Origin of the sequence: Bacteroides clarus YIT 12056 (assembly GCF_900129655.1) — a bacterium.
Taxonomy (GTDB): Bacteria; Bacteroidota; Bacteroidia; order Bacteroidales; family Bacteroidaceae; genus Bacteroides; species Bacteroides clarus.
In genome coordinates, this window is record NZ_FQWK01000005.1 from 1 (window position 1) to 19642 (window position 19642).

The 19642-nt window shown below is 47.1% G+C and carries 16 protein-coding genes; 10 read left to right on the top strand and 6 right to left on the bottom strand.

The window, feature by feature from the left end; all coding sequences use genetic code 11:
* Positions 1 to 325 precede the first annotated feature (325 nt).
* Both BUB52_RS09620 and BUB52_RS09625 read left to right on the top strand, forming a co-directional pair.
* Positions 326 to 1510, top strand: a complete 1185-nt coding sequence (locus tag BUB52_RS09620) for a DUF5009 domain-containing protein (protein WP_039950745.1) — start codon at positions 326 to 328, stop codon at positions 1508 to 1510.
* 13 nt (positions 1511 to 1523) lie between these two features.
* Entirely contained in the window at positions 1524 to 2120 is a 597-nt protein-coding gene (locus BUB52_RS09625) for an epoxyqueuosine reductase QueH (RefSeq protein WP_022218564.1), read from the top strand.
* A 192-nt stretch (positions 2121 to 2312) separates the two neighbouring features.
* On the opposite strand, the gene BUB52_RS09630 is transcribed toward BUB52_RS09625, so the two are convergent.
* A complete protein-coding gene (locus tag BUB52_RS09630; RefSeq protein ID WP_009121926.1) occupies positions 2313 to 3560 on the bottom strand; it encodes a M16 family metallopeptidase in 1248 nt (415 codons plus the stop codon).
* A gap of 110 nt (positions 3561 to 3670) precedes the next feature.
* On the opposite strand from BUB52_RS09630, the gene BUB52_RS09635 reads away from it, so the two are divergent.
* From BUB52_RS09635 to BUB52_RS09655, 5 genes are all read left to right on the top strand, one after another.
* Positions 3671 to 4276, top strand: coding sequence for an SIS domain-containing protein (locus BUB52_RS09635; protein WP_009121927.1), 606 nt, complete (start codon positions 3671 to 3673; stop codon positions 4274 to 4276).
* Positions 4264 to 5187 (top strand): carbohydrate kinase family protein, encoded by a 924-nt coding sequence (locus BUB52_RS09640; protein WP_022218566.1) that lies wholly within the window; start codon positions 4264 to 4266, stop codon positions 5185 to 5187. The genes BUB52_RS09635 and BUB52_RS09640 overlap by 13 nt, the downstream gene beginning before the upstream one ends.
* A 129-nt stretch (positions 5188 to 5316) precedes the next feature.
* Positions 5317 to 6378 carry a tyrosine-protein phosphatase gene (locus tag BUB52_RS09645; protein WP_009121929.1) on the top strand — a complete coding sequence of 354 codons (1062 nt, stop codon included), beginning with the start codon at positions 5317 to 5319 and terminating at the stop codon, positions 6376 to 6378.
* Between the two features lie 143 nt (positions 6379 to 6521).
* Positions 6522 to 8459, top strand: coding sequence for a DEAD/DEAH box helicase (locus BUB52_RS09650; protein ID WP_009121930.1), 1938 nt, complete (start codon positions 6522 to 6524; stop codon positions 8457 to 8459).
* 9 nt (positions 8460 to 8468) lie between these two features.
* On the top strand, positions 8469 to 9335 hold the full coding sequence (locus tag BUB52_RS09655) for a DMT family transporter (protein WP_009121931.1): 867 nt from the start codon (positions 8469 to 8471) through the stop codon (positions 9333 to 9335).
* A gap of 92 nt (positions 9336 to 9427) precedes the next feature.
* Here the strand turns inward: BUB52_RS09655 and BUB52_RS09660 are convergent, their stop codons facing one another.
* Positions 9428 to 9916, bottom strand: a complete 489-nt coding sequence (locus BUB52_RS09660) for a Dps family protein (RefSeq protein ID WP_009121932.1) — start codon at positions 9914 to 9916, stop codon at positions 9428 to 9430.
* 141 nt (positions 9917 to 10057) lie between these two features.
* Here BUB52_RS09660 and BUB52_RS09665 point away from each other — a divergent pair, with 141 nt between their 5' ends.
* The 3 genes from BUB52_RS09665 to ahpF all read left to right on the top strand — a co-directional run bounded on the left by BUB52_RS09665 (position 10058) and on the right by ahpF (position 13341).
* Positions 10058 to 10984, top strand: coding sequence for a hydrogen peroxide-inducible genes activator (locus tag BUB52_RS09665; protein ID WP_009121933.1), 927 nt, complete (start codon positions 10058 to 10060; stop codon positions 10982 to 10984).
* A 114-nt stretch (positions 10985 to 11098) separates the two neighbouring features.
* Positions 11099 to 11665 (top strand): alkyl hydroperoxide reductase subunit C, encoded by a 567-nt coding sequence (ahpC, locus tag BUB52_RS09670; RefSeq protein ID WP_022103286.1) that lies wholly within the window; start codon positions 11099 to 11101, stop codon positions 11663 to 11665.
* A gap of 116 nt (positions 11666 to 11781) precedes the next feature.
* On the top strand, positions 11782 to 13341 hold the full coding sequence (gene ahpF, locus BUB52_RS09675; RefSeq protein ID WP_009121935.1) for an alkyl hydroperoxide reductase subunit F: 1560 nt from the start codon (positions 11782 to 11784) through the stop codon (positions 13339 to 13341).
* A 4-nt stretch (positions 13342 to 13345) separates the two neighbouring features.
* Here the strand turns inward: ahpF and BUB52_RS09680 are convergent, their stop codons facing one another.
* From BUB52_RS09680 to BUB52_RS09695, 4 genes are read right to left on the bottom strand one after another with little or no spacing between them, the layout of a single operon-like run.
* Positions 13346 to 15487: a S46 family peptidase gene (locus BUB52_RS09680; RefSeq protein WP_039950832.1), complete on the bottom strand. Its 2142-nt coding sequence runs from the start codon at positions 15485 to 15487 to the stop codon at positions 13346 to 13348.
* 51 nt (positions 15488 to 15538) lie between these two features.
* Positions 15539 to 16909: a TIGR00341 family protein gene (locus BUB52_RS09685; RefSeq protein WP_009121937.1), complete on the bottom strand. Its 1371-nt coding sequence runs from the start codon at positions 16907 to 16909 to the stop codon at positions 15539 to 15541.
* 9 nt (positions 16910 to 16918) lie between these two features.
* Positions 16919 to 18364, bottom strand: a complete 1446-nt coding sequence (locus tag BUB52_RS09690; RefSeq protein ID WP_009121938.1) for a lipopolysaccharide biosynthesis protein — start codon at positions 18362 to 18364, stop codon at positions 16919 to 16921.
* Between the two features lie 58 nt (positions 18365 to 18422).
* Complete coding sequence (locus tag BUB52_RS09695) at positions 18423 to 19607, bottom strand: hypothetical protein (RefSeq protein ID WP_009121939.1); 1185 nt, start codon at positions 19605 to 19607, stop codon at positions 18423 to 18425.
* Positions 19608 to 19642: the final 35 nt, after the last annotated feature.

Below are 19642 nucleotides of genomic sequence, written 5' to 3' on the forward strand. Positions count from 1 at the left end.
AAAACCAATCCGGGCTACTCCTGCATCGGTCGTCTGAGAGGACTGGCGGAACTGAGAGGACTGGAAATGGGAATTGCCAAATCATTGTTTGAATAAGGACACTCTTAAAGGACACTTGTCCAAAGAGGAAGTACCAACACTCTAATTGACATATCATTCTGTCATTCTGAAGAGAGTGAAGAATCTCTTCTCCTTAACATATAAGAGAGGAGATTCTTCATCGCAAGCTCCTCTGAATGGCAGAATTCTTTTTTTACAGCCTGATATTCCCATATTGAAAAATTCTTTCCTATATTTGTGCCCTAACCCCCAAAACAGATTTGTTATGAAAAACTTAGCACTCCAACGAGTTGCCGCAGTAGATGTATTCCGCGCACTCACCATGTTCCTCATGCTCTTTGTAAACGACATTCCCGGATTGAAGAATGTCCCCCACTGGCTGATGCACGCCGATATCAATGAAGACATGCTGGGATTTTCCGATACCATCTTCCCGGCTTTCCTATTCTGCATGGGCATGTCGGTATCTTTTGCCATACAGAACCGTTATAAAAAGGGTGATACTACCACACAGGTCATCGCGCATATATTCTGGCGTACGGTAGCGCTCATCGCCATGGGACTGTTTTCGCTTAACAGCGGCGGCATCGAAGGCGGCCTTTCCCATTCCTGGTTTACTATCCTTATGGTAATCGGTTTCTTCCTGACATGGGGAGTATATCCCAAAGCCGAAGGCACAAAAAAAGCCCTTTTCACCGTAATGAAAGTGGCAGGCGTGGTATTGCTCGCAGCTTTGGTTATTTATAAAGACCTCAACGGAAAACCGTTCCATACGGGCTGGTGGGGAATCCTCGGTCTTATCGGTTGGACGTATGCCGTATGTGCCGGCATCTACCTGTTTACCCGCGAGAGCCTGCGTAAAAACGCGATTGCATGGTTTGCAGTGATAGCACTCGCCGTAATCAGCCATTCCGGCCTTATCCCGGAAGAGTACGGCAGCCGTATCCTGCTGCTTCCTTTCATTCCCAGTGACTGGACGCTGCATGCATTCGGAATGTCGGGATTACTGACCTCCTTACTCATGCAACGCTACGCCGATCGCGAACACCCCGGCAAATTCATCGGTATGCTCTGCATTCTCGGCGTCGGCATGCTCATCCTTGCACTGGTTTCGCATCCATACTGGATTATCTCCAAGATACAGGCTACCCCGTCCTGGCTGTTTTATTGCCTTACCGCTTTCTTCCCGTTATTCGGCTTCTTCTATTGGCTGACCGACGTAAAGGGCAATACAAGCCGGTTCGATATAATCAAACCCGCAGGAACGGCAACGCTCACTTGCTACATTCTTCCCTATATATGGTACTCCGTTCAGCAATTAGCAGGCTGGACTTATCCGGAAGTATTGGGAAGCGGCGTACCGGGACTGCTCAAATCGCTTGTCTTCTCCATCGTCATCGTACAGTTGACCGGACTGCTGGTGAAAGGCAAGATAAAACTGAAAGTTTAAAGTACTCATCGCTATGCTGAAAATTCAAACTCCCAACGGTGAAAACAGAGTTTTGCTACACTCCTGTTGCGCTCCCTGTTCCTCTGCCATCATAGAATGCATGTTGGCAAACGGCATCCGCCCGACTGTGTTTTACTGTAATCCCAACATCTATCCGCAAGAGGAGTATGAAATAAGAAAACAGGAAGCCATTCGCTTTGTAACGTCTCAAAACCTCGATTTCATCGATGCAGATTACGACTACACCCATTGGCGGAACACAATGCTGGGACTGGAAGACGAACCGGAACGCGGCGGCCGTTGCCTGAAATGCTTTACATTACGCCTGACGGAAACGGCACGCTATGCTTCCGAACACGGCTTCTCTGTCTTTACCACTACCCTCGCGTCTTCGCGCTGGAAGAGCCTCGACCAGATAAACGAAGCGGGAAAACGGGCAGCCGCCCTTTATCCCGGTACAATCTTTTGGGAGCAGAACTGGCGGAAAGGCGGATTGCAAGACCGCCGCAACCAGCTCCTCAAAGAGTATGATTTCTATAACCAACTGTACTGCGGTTGCGAATTCAGCAGGAAGCGGTTGGAACAACCTGAAGAGAATAAGCGGGAATAAGGCATTTTTAGCAAAGGAGCATTCCAAAAACAAGTAGCCGAACCACCAATCCTAATTCGTTAGACAGTTGTCATCCTTTCGTTAGACGGCTGTCTAACGAAAGGGAAACATCCGTCTGACGAATTAAATTCAATAAGGGCCCGGCATAACAATCCCCGCCTCAATACCTAAGTTCAGCGGCTGAGAAGGCTGTCAATCGTAAACAAGGGTCGATAAGTAATCTTCTGCAAACATCTCGTTCGCCACTTCCAACAGAATCTCGGGAGTAAGTTGCTCGATACGCCGGAACACAGCTCCGGCTGTTTCATATTTATTGTAGTGCAGGAAGGTCTTCGCCATACCGAGGGCATTATTCTCGTTATTGTCCGAAGCCACGCCTATCTGGCCGATAAGCTGCTTTTTGGCGGCGGCAAGCTGGGAAGAAGTCATCCGGGTATCACGCAGGCGTTTCAGTTCTTTATACACAAGGCGGGTACAGAGCGCCGCGTCCTCAGGATCGCAGCCGAAATAAATGCAGAAAGTTCCGGTATCGGTGTAGGAAGTCAGGTTGGACTCTACATTATAGACCAAACCGCGCCGTTCGCGCAAGGCCACATTCAACCGGCTGTTCATGCCCGGACCGCCGAGAATGTTGTTCAGCAGGTAGAGCGCCGTACGCTTGTCTTCGTAGGCATTGTATCCCCGGCTGCCTATCATGACGTGCGCCTGGTGGGTATCTTTATGCAAAACCAGATTTTTCGGAACATACAAAGGCGGAGGCGTACGACGGGTATCGACAGCCACAGCCGGAATATCAGCCAACAGTTTCTCCGCCCAGCGCACCACTTGCCTGAAATCCATATTACCCAACACAAAGAACACCATATTGCCAGGATGATAAAAGCGGGAAGTAAAGGCGGCCGCATCTTCGCTGCGGAATTTCTTCAGCTGCTCCGGATTACCGAGAATATTGCGTCCCAGAGGGTGTCCGCGAAAGATTAAATCTTCAAAATCATCAAAAATCAGTTCCGAAGGATTATCCTCATACGACTGGATTTCGTCTATAATGACCTCTGTCTCCTTCTCAATCTCCCGTTGCGGAAACGTGGAGTGGAACACGATATCCGTCAGCAGCTCGAAAGCGCGTCCGAAGTGTTCGGTAAGGAACGCGGAATAAATTACGGTTTCTTCCTTATTGGTATAAGCGTTCAAATCGCCGCCCACATTCTCCATGCGGTTCAGAATATGCCACGCTTTACGCTTCTTGGTGCCTTTAAAAATAAGATGCTCCACAAAATGCGCCATGCCCTGCTCGTTTTCGAGTTCATCGCGCGTTCCGGCATCTACCGCAAAACCACAATAAGCCACCTTCGACAAAGACGGTTCGTGGATGATGCGCAGGCCATTCGGCAATGTATGCAGATGATAGCGAGGCTGTATTTCTTCTGTTAAATTCTTCATTCTTACGTTACAAACAATTTGCGGGCACAAAAATACAATAAAACTTATTGCCGTTTATGGAAAATTACGGATATTTGCGGACTTATAATTCATAAATCAAAATTGAAACAATGATAGCATCCATTCAAGAGCTTTTGCAGAAAGAAGCGCAAGCCGTATTGAATATCCCCGTAACGGACGCATACGAAAAAGCGGTAGAACTCATCGTAGAACAAGTACACCGCAAAAAAGGGAAACTGGTAACTTCCGGCATGGGCAAGGCAGGGCAAATAGCTATGAATATTGCTACTACCTTTTGTTCGACCGGCATTCCCTCCGTCTTTCTGCATCCCAGCGAGGCACAACACGGAGACTTGGGTATTCTGCAGGAAAACGACCTGTTGCTGCTCATTTCCAATTCGGGCAAGACGCGCGAAATTGTCGAGTTGACACAATTGGCGCACAACCTGAATCCCCGGCTGAAGTTTATCGTTATTACGGGCAATCCGGACAGTCCGCTGGCGCAGGAATCGGATGTATGCCTCAGCACGGGAAGCCCCAAGGAGGTCTGCACACTGGGCATGACTCCTACCACTTCCACAACGGTAATGACCGTTATAGGCGATATTCTGGTCGTGCAGACCATGCAGAGAACCGGATTTACCATTGAAGACTACTCCAAGCGCCATCACGGCGGTTACCTCGGAGAAAAATCAAGATCATTATGCGTAAAGTAATCGGCATCGGAGAAACGATATTGGACGTCATTTTCCGTAATGAGCAACCTTCGGCTGCCGTTCCGGGCGGTTCCGTATTCAATGGAATCGTTTCATTGAGCCGTACCGGCGTTCCCGTCTGTTTCATCAGTGAGACAGGCAACGACCATGTGGGCGATATCATTCTCCGGTTCATGCGCGACAATCATATTTCCACAGACCACGTCAACGTATTTCCCGACGGGAAATCTCCCGTATCGCTCGCTTTCCTGAATGATAACAGCGACGCTGAATATATTTTCTATAAGAATTATCCCAAACAACGGCTGGATGTCATCTACCCCGAACTGGAAGAAGACGATATCGTCGTCATCGGTTCTTACTACGCGTTGAATCCGGTGCTGCGCGAGAAAGTGTTGGAGTTGCTCGACCGGGCACGCGAAAAGAAAGCCATCGTTTATTACGATCCCAATTTCCGTTCTTCCCACAAGGAAGAAGCTATAAAGCTGGCGCCGACCATCATTGAAAATCTGGAATACGCCGACATTGTACGCGGTTCGCAGGAAGATTTCTTCTATATGTACAATTTGCGCGACGCGGACAAAATATACAGGGACAAGATAAAATTCTATTGTCCCAATTTTCTGTGTACGGCAGGAGCGGAAAAGATAACGCTCCGCACCGCTTCCGTCTCCAAAGAATACGACATACCGCCGCTGAAAGCCGTGAGTACCATCGGAGCGGGTGACAACTTCAATGCGGGCATCATCTACGGCTTGCTGAAATATGACGTCCGTTACGACGACTTGAACACGGTCAGCGAAACCGGATGGGACAAGATTATCCGTTACGGTATGGAATTCGCCGCGGAAGTCTGCAAAAGTTACAGTAATTCGGTGTCGCGCGAGTTTGCGGAGAGATATAAGTATTGACGGTTCTCTCCGATCCGTACCTAAAAATAAATTATCATTTAAAAATTATAAAAGCTTCCTGCACGCTGTATAATCTGCGGCGAAAAACTATATATTTGCTGTAAACGACATTTAGAGAGTTTACGAATTATGTACAAGAATCTGTTGAACTTGCTTGCGCTGGCAGTGTTGCTCCCTTCTTGCGGCGGCACAGCTCCACATATATCCGTTGTATGCGAAGAAAACAACGTAGGGAACTGTATCGTTAAGTGGGAAATGGCTCCCCTCATCAAAGGAAATGTGAAAGTATATGCTTCGACCGATCCTGATTTCATACCGGAAGACACTCCCGTGGCCGTAGCCGATATCTCGGACTTGAAAATGACCATCATCACAAACGACCCTACCAAACGTTACTATTACACCCTTTTGTTCGGAGATAAATATCGTGTAAAGATTGCCACGCGCAACGTCAATATCCCCGGCATACAGAACTTCCGCGATTTAGGCGGTTATCCTTCCTACCCCGGCAAAAAACAGATGCGCTGGGGAATGATTTACCGCTCGGCGGAGATAGACAGCCTTGAATATTGCTCACGCAGGGAACTCAAGAATCTCGGAATCAAAACACTTATCGACCTGCGGACTCCTTCGGAGATAGGCAGACAGTCCCCGCTGCAGAAAGGATTCAATGTCGTGCATATTCCGCTTGCTACCGGAGACATGGAAGATATACTGCAAGGAATACGGGAAGAAAAGATAAAATGCGATACCGTCTATCGTATGGTGGAACGGATGAACCGTACATTGATAGACAAATATACCAAAGAATACCGGCAGATATTCGATATTTTATTGGATAAAACCAACTATCCGGTAGTTATCCACTGCTCTTCGGGTAAAGGACGTACAGGTATCGTCTCCGCACTGGTACTCGCCGCACTGGGTGTCAACGAGGACATAATCATGGAAGATTACCGGCTGAGCAATGACTATTTCAACATTCCGAGAGCCTCGAAATACGCCTATCGACTGCCTACGCGCTCGCAGGAAGCCATCACCACCCTGTTCTCGGCGCGTGAAGACTTCCTGAATGCCGCCAAAGACGAAGCGGAGCGGAAATACGGCGACATGGATACTTATCTGCAAAAAGGCATCGGACTGAGCAAGGACGAAATAAAGAGACTACGGAGTATTTTGCTCAGTGATTAGTGATTAATCGCCAAAAAACTCTTATCTTTGCACCGAATGCGAAGATAAGCTGCGCCTCGGCATAAAAAATAAACAAGTTTATTTTATTCTGCTCCCGGCTTGCATTATCTTTGCACCGAAATATAAAGATATACAAAGATTTAATGAAGACATTTGAAGAGCTCGGTGTGTCGCCGGAGATACGCCGCGCCATTGAAGAAATGGGATATGCGTGTCCCATGCCGGTACAAGAGGAAGTAATCCCTTACCTTTTGGGAGAAAATAATGATGTAGTAGCACTGGCACAAACAGGAACAGGAAAGACCGCGGCGTTCGGTCTGCCGCTTATACAGCAAATTAACGTTAACAACAGAATTCCCCAATCACTCATTCTTTGCCCTACCCGCGAACTTTGTTTGCAGATTGCGGGCGACTTGAATGATTATTCCAAATACATCGACGGCCTGCGGGTACTGCCCGTATACGGAGGCTCATCCATCGAGAGCCAGATACGCGCCCTGAAACGGGGAGTACATATCATCGTAGCCACTCCCGGACGCCTGCTCGACCTTATGGAGCGCAAAACCGTCTCCCTCTCCACCATACAGAATGTAGTTATGGACGAAGCGGACGAGATGCTGAACATGGGATTCACGGACAGCATCAACGCCATTCTGGCAGACGTGCCCCAAGAGCGCAACACGCTGCTGTTTTCCGCTACCATGAGCCCTGAAATAGCACGTATCTCCAAAAAATACCTGCACAACGCCAAGGAAATCACCATCGGACGCAAGAATGAAGGCACAAACAACGTGAAACACGTGGTTTTCACCGTTCATGCCAAAGATAAATACGCCGCTCTGAAACGTATCGTGGATTATTACCCGCAGATATACGGTATCATTTTCTGCCGTACCCGTAAGGAAACACAGGAAATCGCCGACAAACTGATGCAGGAAGGTTACAACGCCGACGCTTTGCACGGCGAACTGAGCCAGGCGCAGCGCGATGCCGTCATGCAGAAGTTCCGCATACGCAACCTGCAGCTGTTGGTAGCCACCGATGTAGCCGCACGCGGCTTGGACGTTGACGACCTTACCCATGTCATCAATTACGGCCTGCCCGATGATACGGAAAGCTACACGCACCGCAGCGGACGTACGGGACGCGCCGGAAAAACAGGTACATCCATCGCCATCATCAACCTGCGTGAAAAAGGCAAGATGCGTGAAATAGAACGCATTATCGGCAAGAAATTCATTCAGGGAGAAATGCCTACCGGCAAGCAAATCTGTGAGAAGCAGCTTTTGAAGGTTATTGACGAACTTGAGAAAGTAAAAGTAAATGAGGATGAAATCTGTGATTTCATGCCCGACATTTACCGCAAGCTGGACTGGTTGAGTAAAGAAGACCTGATTAAACGCATGGTTTCTCTCGAATTCAATCGTTTTTTGGACTACTATCGCGACCGTGAGGAAATAGAGATCGCCACCGGCAGCGAACGCAGCGTAAAAAGCGGCGAACGCGGTAGCAGCGCCCGTCAGGCAGCGCCGGGCTTTAAACGCCTGTTCATCAATCTCGGCAAAATGGACAATTTCTTCCCGAATGAGCTGATCAGCCTTCTAAACAGCAATACCCGCGGACGCGTCGAACTGGGGCGTATCGACCTGATGCAAAAGTTCTCTTTCTTCGAGGTGGAAGAAAAAGAAGCCAACAACGTCGTGAAAGCCTTGAACCGTGCCAACTGGAACGGCCGTAAGGTTTCCGTAGAAATTGCGGGAGAGGAAGGAAAGGACGCTCCCAAGGGAAAACGCAGAGCCGAAGGCGGCAACTATGGCAAAAAAGAGTTTGACAGCAAAAAACGCGGCTATAAGGATGACCGCCGCAGCGAACCTGCCGGCAAGCGCAAGGACAAAGCCGAATATGCAGCTACCGACAAGAAGAAAAAGGACAAGCCCAGTCGCGAAGAGCGCGGGTACACCAAGGCGCGCGGCAAAAAAGACGATTGGAAACAGTTCTTCCAGGGCAATAACGAGTTTAAGGATTCAGAACCCGACTTCAGCGAAGAAGGCTGGGCAAGGCGGACACCCAAAAAGAAATAGATAAGCGGCGTGAATAAGGTCAACGGTTTTTTATACGGGCTGTTATCTTCCGCGAGCTTCGGATTGATTCCGTTGTTCACGATTCCTGCCATGCAGCAAGGAATGGGTTTCTGGTCTATCCTGCTATACCGCTTTCTTTTCGCCATGCTGGCATTGGCGGGCATATTGCTGCTCGACAAGCAATCTTTCCGCATCCGCCGTAAAGAGATATTACCGCTTCTGTTGCTGGCGTGCCTTTACGACAGTTCCGCCGTTTTCCTCTTTTGGGGATATCAGTTCATGTCAAGCGGTGTGGCTACCACCCTTCATTTCATGTATCCGGTGCTGACCACGCTCATCATGATGATTTTCTTCCATGAGAAAAAGTCTTTGTGGCGCATGGCGGCTATCGCGCTTGCGGTAGCCGGTGTATTCTTCCTGTCCGGCGGAGATAGTACAGGAAGTGTCACCGGGCTCGGCATATTCATTGTTTTGCTTTCTGCGCTGGGATATGCGCTGTACCTGGTAACGGTAAGCCAACTGAAAAATCTTGAAATGAAAGGGCTTAAAATGACGTTTTACGTCTTTTTATTCGGCGGTATCCTGCTGTTCATAGGGACAGAAGCTTCCGGCATAGGATTGCAGGCCATTCCGGACCGCACCACATTAGGCAATCTGGTGATGCTGGCATTGGTACCTACCGTAATATCCAATCTCGCACTGGTACGCGCCATCAAAAACATAGGCTCCACACTGACATCCGTATTGGGGGCCATGGAGCCTGTAACGGCGGTATGCGTCGGCATTACCATTTTCGGAGAGCCGCTTACCCGAAGCATAGCACTGGGTATTCTGCTCATTATCTCAGCCGTAACCGTCATTATTCTGAAAAGGTGATAAGTGACAGAGCGATAAAATGGTAAAATTATAGGGTGATAAAGCAATGTGTCATCACCTTATCACCCTATCGTCTTATTACTTTTTATCTCTTATTTCGCACAGCTCTTAGTGCTGAAAGCAACGAGCATCCAAACCATTTTTTCCTGCTCTTTCAAGTAACCGGTCATTAAGTCGGCAGTGGCATCATCACCGGCTTCATTGGCCAGTTCAATCACTTTTCTTTCTTCACCGATAAGATAGCCGTAAGTTTCGAGGATATGGTCAACAGCCTCACCGCCACAAGTAATACCGGAGATTTCCTTCACCTTGGCAACCTTGAGATATTCGCTGAATTTGTTTTCGGGCGTACCTCCTAACATCAGGATACGTTCTGCGATTTCGTCCACTTTCTCCGCGGCATCATTGTACATATCTTCAAATTTGCCGTGCAACACGAAGAATCCATGTCCTTTAATATCCCAATGGAAACCGCGTAAGTTGGTGTAATGTACCTGGAAGTCCGCCAATAACCGATGTAATGCCGATACTACGTCAGCAACCTTATTTTCATTCAAATGTAAGTAATCTAAAGTCTTCATAATCTTTCTATTTTAAAAGTTCATACTATTTTTCTTTGTTTCCGTTGCAAAGATAAGCGGCAAATAAATGCTTGTCAAACAGATAATTTCTATCTTTGCATAGAACGATTCTATATATAACATTCAAAAGCCCTGTTTACCATGACTTTACAACAACTGGAATATATACTCGCCGTCAATCAGTTCCGTCATTTCGCCAAAGCCGCCGAATATTGCCGGGTTACACAACCCACCTTGAGCGCCATGATTCAAAAGCTGGAAGAAGAGCTGGACACTAAGATTTTTGACCGCAGCCAGCAACCTGTATGCCCTACTCCCATCGGCGTTCACATCATAGAACAAGCTCAGAATGTGTTAGTTCAGACAAATCGCATAAAAAACATCATAGAAGAAGAAAAACATTCACTCTGCGGAGTTTTCAAACTGGGCATCCTTCCCACCATAGCTCCCTACCTATTGCCGCGCTTCTTTCCACAACTAATGAAAAAATATCCGCAGCTCGACATCAGAGTGGTCGAGATGAAGACAAACGATATTAAAAAGGCGCTGCAAACGGGAGATATAGATGCCGGAATCGTAGCCGGCCTGGCGGGAATGGAAGAATTCCAACAAACACCGCTATTCTACGAGCAGTTCTACACTTATATTGCGCGGGAGAACCGCCTTTTCAGCAATGAAGTAATACGGACTTCCGACTTAACGGGAGAACAGCTTTGGCTGCTGGATGAGGGACACTGCTTTCGCGACCAGTTGGAGCGTTTCTGCCAGCTGAAGGCAGCCCGTGCCAGTCAGTTAGCCTATCATCTGGGCAGCATGGAAACCTTTATGCGCATGGTAGAAAGCGGTAAGGGCATCACTTTCATTCCCGAACTGGCTGTCTTGCAACTGGACGGCACGCAAAAAGAGCTGGTACGCCCTTTTGCCATTCCCTGTCCTACCCGGCAAATTATCATGCTGACCAACCGTAGTTTTATCCGTAACACGCTTTTAAAAACAATTACCCAAGAGATAACAGCCGCAGTACCTAAAGAAATGCTCTCCCTGAAAGCCACCCAGGTACTCGTATAGATTTTGTCTATCGGCTCATAAAACTTTTCAATCGGATTTTTTGTTCTACCGGAGAAAAATGCTATATTTTTGCATCTATAAAACAAAAAACCAAACCTTTTAAAAAGTATGATTATGGAACCGATTATCAACTCCCAACTCCCTGAATTCAAAGTTCAGGCTTTCCAAAACGGAAGTTTCAAAACAGTGACTAACGAAGATGTAAAAGGCAAATGGGCCATTTTCTTCTTCTATCCGGCAGACTTTACGTTTGTATGTCCTACCGAACTGGTAGATATTGCAGAAAAATACGACCAATTCCAAGCCATGGGTGTAGAGGTTTATTCTGTAAGCACAGACTCTCACTTTGTACATAAAGCGTGGCACGATGCTTCCGAAAGCATCCGCAAGATTAAATATCCGATGTTGGCAGACCCGACAGGTACATTGAGCCGTGCATTCGGTGTGATGATTGAAGAAGAAGGTATGGCTTATCGCGGTACATTCCTCGTAAATCCCGAAGGAAAAATCAAGATTGCCGAAATTCAGGACAACAACATCGGACGTAATGCGGATGAACTGCTTCGTAAAGTGGAAGCTGCGCAATTCGTAGCCACTCACGACGGTGAAGTCTGTCCGGCCAAATGGAAGAAAGGCGGTGCAACGCTGAAGCCAAGCATCGATTTAGTCGGTAAGATTTAATCGTACCCCCATACGATAGACATTGCCATATAAAGACTATCTCTATTTCTTCCTTGCAAAAGTAAAAGAAATGAGATAGTCTTTTTTATACTCCAACATTTAAAACCCGCATTATCATGTTAGAAGCAAATATATTAGACCAAGTGCGGAGCATTTTCCAGCCATTGGAAGCCCGCTATACTTTTCACATCACTTGTAACCCGGAACATGAGCAGGCCGGTGAAATGATTGATTTTCTGAATGACATAGCGAGTTGTTCCGACAAGCTGTCCTGTGAGGTGACCGAAACCGACGAGCCCAAACTGGAGTTTACGCTCCTGAAAGAGGAAAAGGAAACCGGGATAAAATTCCGTGCTATTCCGGGTGGACATGAGTTCAGCTCTCTTCTTCTTGCCGTACTAAACGCCGATGGAAAGGGCAAAAATCTTCCGGATGAAGGTATCAGCCGACGCATCAAGGCCTTGCAGGGACCAATCCGTCTGCAAACCTATGTATCGCTGACCTGTACCAACTGTCCGGACATCGTGCAGGCACTCAATGTCGTAGCGCTGCTGAATCCCCATATCACCCATGATACAATAGACGGAGCCGTCTTTCAGGAAGAAGCGGATACGCTGAAAATACAAGCCGTACCGTCCGTTTACGCCAATGGGAAACCGTTTCATGTGGGACGCGGCTCTTTAGGGGAACTACTGAAAAAGCTGGAAGATACTTTCGGAAGCCTGCCGCAAGATAATGCAGCGCCCACCTTAAGGGAGTTCGATACGCTGGTCTTGGGCGGAGGTCCCGCCGGAGTTTCAGCAGCCATTTATTCCGCCCGCAAAGGATTGCGCGTAGCCATTATCGCCGAGAGAATAGGCGGACAGATAAAAGAAACCGTAGGTATCGAGAATCTTATCTCCGTACCTCAGACAACAGGTTCACAGCTTGCCGATGCACTCAGGACACATATGGGACATTATCCGATAGAGATTTTTGAAGACCGGAAAATTGAGAAAGCAGAACTTCAAGGTAAAAAGAAAAAGGTTTTCTCCGGTGGCGGAGAAACGTTCACAGCTCCTGCGGTAATCATTGCCACAGGCGCAAGCTGGCGCAAACTGAATGTAGAGGGGGAAGCCGAATACATCGGACGCGGTGTAGCCTTTTGTCCGCATTGTGACGGTCCTTTCTACCAAGGTAAGCATGTAGCCGTCATAGGTGGCGGAAACTCCGGCATAGAGGCCGCTATCGACCTGGCGGGAATCTGCAGGAAAGTTACCGTTTTCGAGTTTGCCGATACGCTAAAAGCCGACCAGGTGTTGCAGGAAAAAGCCGGAGGTCTTCCCAACGTGGAGATATTCACTTCTTCACAGACTACCCAGGTATTAGGCGACGGAGAGAAAGTAACCGGTATCCGCGTTAAAGACCGCGTCACCGACGAAGAACGAGACTATCCTTTGGACGGCATCTTCGTACAAATCGGTCTGGCAGCCAACAGCGCACCTTTCCGGGACGCATTGGAAACGACGCCGATCGGTGAAATCAAGACAGACTCGTTCTGCCGTACTGCACTCCCGGGTGTTTATGCAGCCGGAGACGTGTCCGACGTACCCTACAAACAGATTGTCATAGCCATGGGTGAAGGAGCCAAAGCGGCATTGTCCGCCTTTGACGACCGCATCAGGGGGATAGCATAACCGGCTATTTCCCGGAAGCTATTTTCAGCTCCCGTATCAAATTTCCGGCTTTACCGTATTTCTCTATCATGAACAAGATGTAGCGTACATCGACTCCGATGCAACGCTGCATCTTCGGTTCATAGAGTATATCACTGCTCATCGCTTCCCAATTGCCGTCAAAAGCCAGTCCGAGAAGTTCGCCTTTCGCATTGAACATGGCGCTTCCCGAATTTCCGCCGGTTATATCGTTATTGGAGATAAAGCAAACATTCATTTCTCCTTTTTCATCGGCATATCTGCCAAAATCACGATTGGAGAGCAAAGAAAGAAGTTCCGGCTGCACCTCAAAATCCACATCGCCCGCATGGGCCTTCGCCTTTTCAAGAATACCTTTGGTCGTTGTATAATAATCGTATTCAGCACCGTCAAACGGAGTATATCCGCATACCGTACCGAAGCTTAAACGCATGGTAGAATTGGCGTCCGGATAGAAATTACGGGACGAATACATTCTACGTACGGCGGCATTCAGCAAACGTTCATTACGGGCAATATTCATGGATGGCTCTCTCGTCTGCATGTTGATTTCAAACATCTTGCCAATCAAGTCGATACCCAGGCTTATGGCAGGGTCGTCATAGATGTGATACGTGGTATCCCGCTCCAAAAAGCGTTTTAATCCGCGAGGGGTAGTCAATTCCGAAGCGGCGTACAGACTATCTACATAAGCCTTGTCATTACCGCCGTACCGGGTGGCAATCGTACCGTAAAACTCCGGTAAATAGGTGGAATCTACTTTGGAACGATATTCTTTCAGCATAGCCGTAAAAACCTCCTTGTCTATTTCCAAATCCAGATTGGCATATTTTTCCACAATCGCTTTCAGATTGGCTACAACTGTTTTCTGTTCCCCTTCGAAATCAAAATTCAAAATGGATAACGCCAATTGTACCAGCTCGGGACCATTCAGGAAAGATTCGGCAAAATAAGCCAGTGCATGATTGGCTTCACGGGCATTTTTATAGTCCAGTTCCAAATCAGGAAACAACCGCAACAGTTTCTCACGCTCTTCAGGCGTCTGTTGTATCCAACGGCGCAGTTCCTGCTCCATTGCACGTTTCTTTTCCAAAATATGCAGTTTCCGGATAGCCCGGTTCACTCCGATGCTGTTCTTCCAATAATTGGAACTCTCGTCATATTTGGAAGCATACTTTATGCGGATACTGTCTCTCCTATCCATTTCGCGTTTCCAAATAGCCTGCTTGATGCCCCGGACATCTATTTGCGCCTGATTATCATTATTCATCATCTCTTCGATACCAAACGAAGAGAGATAACGCTCCGTTCTGCCCGGATAGCCCAATGTCATGCAGAAAGAACCTTCTTTATATCCGTCCAGAGAAATCGGTGCTACGTATTCGGGATGATAAGGGACATTTTCCGGCGAATAATCCGCCGGGCGGTTATTCTTATCGGCATAGATACGAAATACGCAGAAATCGCCCGTATGACGGGGCCATACCCAATTATCCGTGTCCCAACCGAATTTACCTACCGAAGAAGGCGGCGCAAACACCAGCCGGACATCGTTATAGTCGCGATAAGTGGATAACCAGAATTCGTTGCCGCCATAGTACGCATCTACGATTCCTACCAGAGTAGAGTCTTTATGCGCCACTTCTTCACTGATGGCAAACATCACCGAATCCACCGCACCAGCACGTTCCGATTCGGTCATCTCAGGCTTTACCGCACCAAGCACCCGCTTCGTAACATCTTCCGTCCGCAACAAAAAACGAACATAAAGTTCCGGATTCGGCAATTCCTCGCTGCGGTTATGCGCAACAAAGCCGTCTTTCAGATAATCATGCTCCACAGAAGAATGTTGCTGGACACAGCTGAAACCGCAATGATGATTCGTAAATACCAATCCGTCTTCCGACACGACCACTCCCGAACAAAAACCGCCGAAACTGACTACGGCATCCTTCAACGAGGGACGTTTGGAACTGTACAGCTTATCCGCCGGCATTTGCAAACCGAGCTCTTTCATCGTACGGCGTGTCTGCTTATTCAGATTACCCAACATCCACATGCCCTCATCTGCCTGTACAGCCAATGTGAGAAAGCAACAAACGGTTATAATTACGAATCTCAATCTCATTTTATTCTTTACTTTATTATTTTTGCAGTCTGTCATTCAGTTATCCGGATATTATTCGGCAATCAGCCTCAACTGCTTGGAACCGGTGCGCGCTTTCAGCCATTCGGTTATTTTCTCCTTTTCATGAGTATCCGGATGCCTGCCGAATCTCAAGACAGCAAGTGTAACGGTATCTATCCGTACCGAATCGACCGTCAGTTCAAGCGCATGAGAAATAGAAACCGACTTAACGGAAGGATAAAGCACCTTCAACTCAGGGATAATCTTCTTACCCAATTCATCGTATTTCCGGTACTGTTCCAGATTTTTTTCCAGCGAAGATATTTGTTGTTTCTGCTCCACCAGACGTTGTTCGCTGTTCTTATAGAAATCTTCCATCACCATGGCGCGGATAGAAGAAATGTCTACCGCCTCGTTATTCATACCTTGAAGCACAACCAGTTTGGTGTTTTCCAACTTATACTCTTTCATTTTACTACGGGCTATGGCAATAGAAGCTTCCGGCACTTCCTGACCTATCAAGACCACGCGTATCTCATGATGCTTACCTTCATGGTGGATTTTCTTATCCAATACCTGTGTATTCTCAAAGGCAAGCTGTTCGTTGACAAAACGGTTGGCTGCGCTTTCAAAGAAAGTGTCCTGAATAATCCCTACCGTAAGGTACACAGCGGGACACATCGTAAGAACGGCTATCAGCACAATATATTTCCGTACCTTCTTTTCACGGTTCTTGTCTACAAACTCTTTGCGCTGGAAGTGCATTACCCGTACGCCGATAAAAGTAGCCAAACTGATAAATACGGAGTTAATGAAATAAAGGTAGAATGCACCGAGGAAATAAATCAGGTTACCCGTTGCCAGCCCATAACCTGCCGTACACAGCGGCGGCATCAACGCCGTAGCAATGGCAACACCCGGAATTACATTGCCCTTCTCTTTTGTGGAGAGCGCCACTACCCCCGCAAGACCACCCATTAATGCGATGAATACGTCATAAATCGTAGGTGAAGTACGCGCCAGCAACTCCGACTGCCCTTCGGCAACAGGGCTGACCAAGAAGAAGACGGTAGCTGTGGTGACACTGAACAGCGTAGTTATCAAGAAGCTTTTCAGTGAGCGTTTCATCAGTTCGAAGTCATTCAGACCGACTGAAAGTCCCACACCCATGATAGGTCCCATCAACGGCGAGATAAGCATCGCACCGATAATTACAGCGGTAGAATTGACATTCAGACCGAGTGAAGCCATAAAGATGGCAAATATCAGAATCCACAAATTGGCTCCCTTAAATTCAACACCCTTACGGATGGAATCCACCGTTTCGAGTTCGTTGTCTTTATCTTTGCGTAAATCGAGATACTCTTTCAGAAAGTTCTTGATGGCGAATGTGTTTCTGTTAGGATTGACCGGCCGTTCCATAAGATAAATTTATTTTCGGATAAAACGATTGATAACAGGTATTTGATTAAGCGGTAAATCACGCTTTACAATATAAGCTATAAACACACATAATAACAGCGTACGGAACGCCATACGCAGGTAAATATTTTCAATAGCCACATATTCCGCAGCTACATAAAGCGCCGCAGCCAACAACACGTAACGCCCTATCGACTTTAAATCATATTGAATAGGGTACTTCTTCTGACCGACAAAATAAGAGAGCAGCATTGCGACACCGTAGCCCGTAAACCCTGCCCATGCACAAGCCATATAACTGAACCTCGGAATTAAAAGGATATTCATCACCACCAAAATCGTGCAACCTATCAAGGAGAAATAAGCCCCCCAACGCGTTTCATCAATCAGCTTATACCAGAAAGAGAGATTAAAATAAATTCCCATAAAGATTTCCGCAGCCATTACGATAGGCACAACACGTAAACCGGGCCAATAGTCACGCCCGATAATGTGCCGGAGAATATCCAGATAGAACATCACCGACAGAAAAGCGACCAGCGTAAAGATAATAAAGAACTTCATGGCTTGCGCATACACCTGCTTATTATCCTTATCACGACTTTTACCGAACACAAAAGGCTCGTAGGCATAACGGAAAGCCTGTGTCAGCATCGCCATCACCATTGCAATCTTACTGGCGGCTCCATAAATACCGAGCTGTACGGTGGCTTCCGCCTCGTCAGGATACACAAAAGGAAAGATAATCTTGTCCGCCACCTGATTCAGAATACCCGCAATGCCCAACACCAGCAGCGGCAAGCTGTAAGCAAGCATCCGCCGCAACAGCTTTTTGTCCAGCACATAAGCGAAGCCACGCAATTCGGGTATCATGCAAAGCATAATGGTAGAGGTGCATACAAGGTTGAAAAGGAAAGCATATGCTACATCATCGCCTTTCATCCAGACATAATAAATCAAGTTCAAGGCTATGTTCAGGAAAATGAACAACAGCTTGAGCGCCGCAAACTTAATGGGACGTTTCTTATAACGCAAATAAGCGAAAGGAATACTTTGAATGGCATCCATTGCCACTACAATCATCATCATTCCCACATACCAGGGATGTTCTCCGTACTCCAGCCAGTTGGCGATAGGTTGGAGAAACAACAGCCCCAGAGCAAGGAATGTCAGCGCACCGATACCCACACTGAGTAAGGTAGTGGAATACACGCGCATCGGGTCATCTTCTCCTTTATTGGCAAAGCGGAAAAAGCCCGTTTCCATACCGCACGTCAGCAGCACCAGCAACAAAGCCACCCATGCATAAATATTCGTCACGACTCCATAGCCTCCCGACTGCGCAGACAAGGCCATAGTATATACGGGTACTAACAAGTAGTTAAGGAAACGCCCCACAATACTGCTCAACCCATAAATGGCAGTTTCTTTTGCCAATGATTTTAATCCAGCCACGTTATTCTTTATTTTATGGCAAGCAGTACATTACGGAAAAACCCGGATGAACTACTTGTCATTTATAAACAACTTTAAACGGAAGTACCTGAAATACCGCTCCGGCAGCATTCACCAATTCCAGTTTATATTCTATCGCATGTCCTTCACCCGCCTCTGCCAGCTCATCAAGTACTGTTGGTGGAAGCAGCTCGTTCAGGTAGATTTCACCCCTATTCAACCGAAAAAAGCGTACCTGTTTGTCGGTATCCACCACTGCCAGCCCGGAAGGATTGTACTTACTCAATATACTGCCATAATATTCTTCACGAGCCTTTGTTTCCATACGTGCAGACTTGTAATTCAGCACGTATCCGTCGGGAGCCACAAGTTCTTTGCTCTTATCGAGTATCAGCTCTGTATAAGTAAAGTCGTAGATATCTGTTCCTGTCGGCTCCAATTCTTCATCTGTGGAAAAAAGCCAGAATCTTCTATGTTTCAATATATCGGATACGGTTATCGTAGCGCTGCTTTTCAGCAGCTTCACTTTTACGTGGTTATCATCATATGTAATACTGCATGTCCCCTCATTTAAGGCTTTGACAATATACGCTCCGTTACTTTCCAATACATCAAATTCAAACTCTTTGCCATTGACAAATACATTTTCTTCGGTTACCGAAATTACCAAATCTTTCAAGTTCGATAAATCTACCGGATAAGACTCCCGGCACTCTGCCAACTCTTGTTCCGTCATTCTCTTGTAAGTGACATATCCGTAAACCTTGATTCCATCTGCACGTACACCCAGATACTCCACAGCTTTCAGTAAACCCTTGTCCACAGACAATATCTGCCATATCATGTGCTGATTATTAACAACCACGCGATTCGCATCGATATACTTATATGCGGAAGTTCTGAATCCGTTGACAGGATAGGCGTCCACATGCATGAAAGTCTTAAGCGAGGCCGCACTCTCGAAATAATAATAAGAAGGGCCTGCCCCGTCCAAACCGGCATAGTATTCCTCTTTCAGGCATTCGCCATTTTCCTTTATTTCATGAGTACTTACATGCTTCCAACCGTAACCTACCACAGTTTCCTCAAAACTCTCTTGGGAAATGGCGCTTACGGACGGGTAATAGCATGTCCCGTCTTCACCGAACTTAAATACAGGATATTCATTATCGTCCCCACAGGATGAACAGACAACCAGCCCCAAAAGTATCCCCAATACTCTCCAAATCCTAACGTTCGCCATATATAATATATCAATTACCTAAGAAACGTAAATAT

What these genes read in the sequence shown, in the direction of transcription:
- BUB52_RS09620 (WP_039950745.1), top strand. Translation starts at nt 326, where the DNA reads ATGAAAAACTTAGCACTCCAACGAGTTGCCGCAGTAGATGTATTCCGC.
- BUB52_RS09625 (WP_022218564.1), top strand. Translation starts at nt 1,524, where the DNA reads ATGCTGAAAATTCAAACTCCCAACGGTGAAAACAGAGTTTTGCTACAC.
- BUB52_RS09630 (WP_009121926.1), bottom strand. Translation starts at nt 3,560, where the DNA reads ATGAAGAATTTAACAGAAGAAATACAGCCTCGCTATCATCTGCATACA.
- BUB52_RS09635 (WP_009121927.1), top strand. Translation starts at nt 3,671, where the DNA reads ATGATAGCATCCATTCAAGAGCTTTTGCAGAAAGAAGCGCAAGCCGTA.
- BUB52_RS09640 (WP_022218566.1), top strand. Translation starts at nt 4,264, where the DNA reads ATGCGTAAAGTAATCGGCATCGGAGAAACGATATTGGACGTCATTTTC.
- BUB52_RS09645 (WP_009121929.1), top strand. Translation starts at nt 5,317, where the DNA reads ATGTACAAGAATCTGTTGAACTTGCTTGCGCTGGCAGTGTTGCTCCCT.
- BUB52_RS09650 (WP_009121930.1), top strand. Translation starts at nt 6,522, where the DNA reads ATGAAGACATTTGAAGAGCTCGGTGTGTCGCCGGAGATACGCCGCGCC.
- BUB52_RS09660 (WP_009121932.1), bottom strand. Translation starts at nt 9,916, where the DNA reads ATGAAGACTTTAGATTACTTACATTTGAATGAAAATAAGGTTGCTGAC.
- BUB52_RS09665 (WP_009121933.1), top strand. Translation starts at nt 10,058, where the DNA reads ATGACTTTACAACAACTGGAATATATACTCGCCGTCAATCAGTTCCGT.
- ahpC (WP_022103286.1), top strand. Translation starts at nt 11,099, where the DNA reads ATGGAACCGATTATCAACTCCCAACTCCCTGAATTCAAAGTTCAGGCT.
- ahpF (WP_009121935.1), top strand. Translation starts at nt 11,782, where the DNA reads ATGTTAGAAGCAAATATATTAGACCAAGTGCGGAGCATTTTCCAGCCA.
- BUB52_RS09680 (WP_039950832.1), bottom strand. Translation starts at nt 15,487, where the DNA reads ATGAGATTGAGATTCGTAATTATAACCGTTTGTTGCTTTCTCACATTG.
- BUB52_RS09685 (WP_009121937.1), bottom strand. Translation starts at nt 16,909, where the DNA reads ATGGAACGGCCGGTCAATCCTAACAGAAACACATTCGCCATCAAGAAC.
- BUB52_RS09695 (WP_009121939.1), bottom strand. Translation starts at nt 19,607, where the DNA reads ATGGCGAACGTTAGGATTTGGAGAGTATTGGGGATACTTTTGGGGCTG.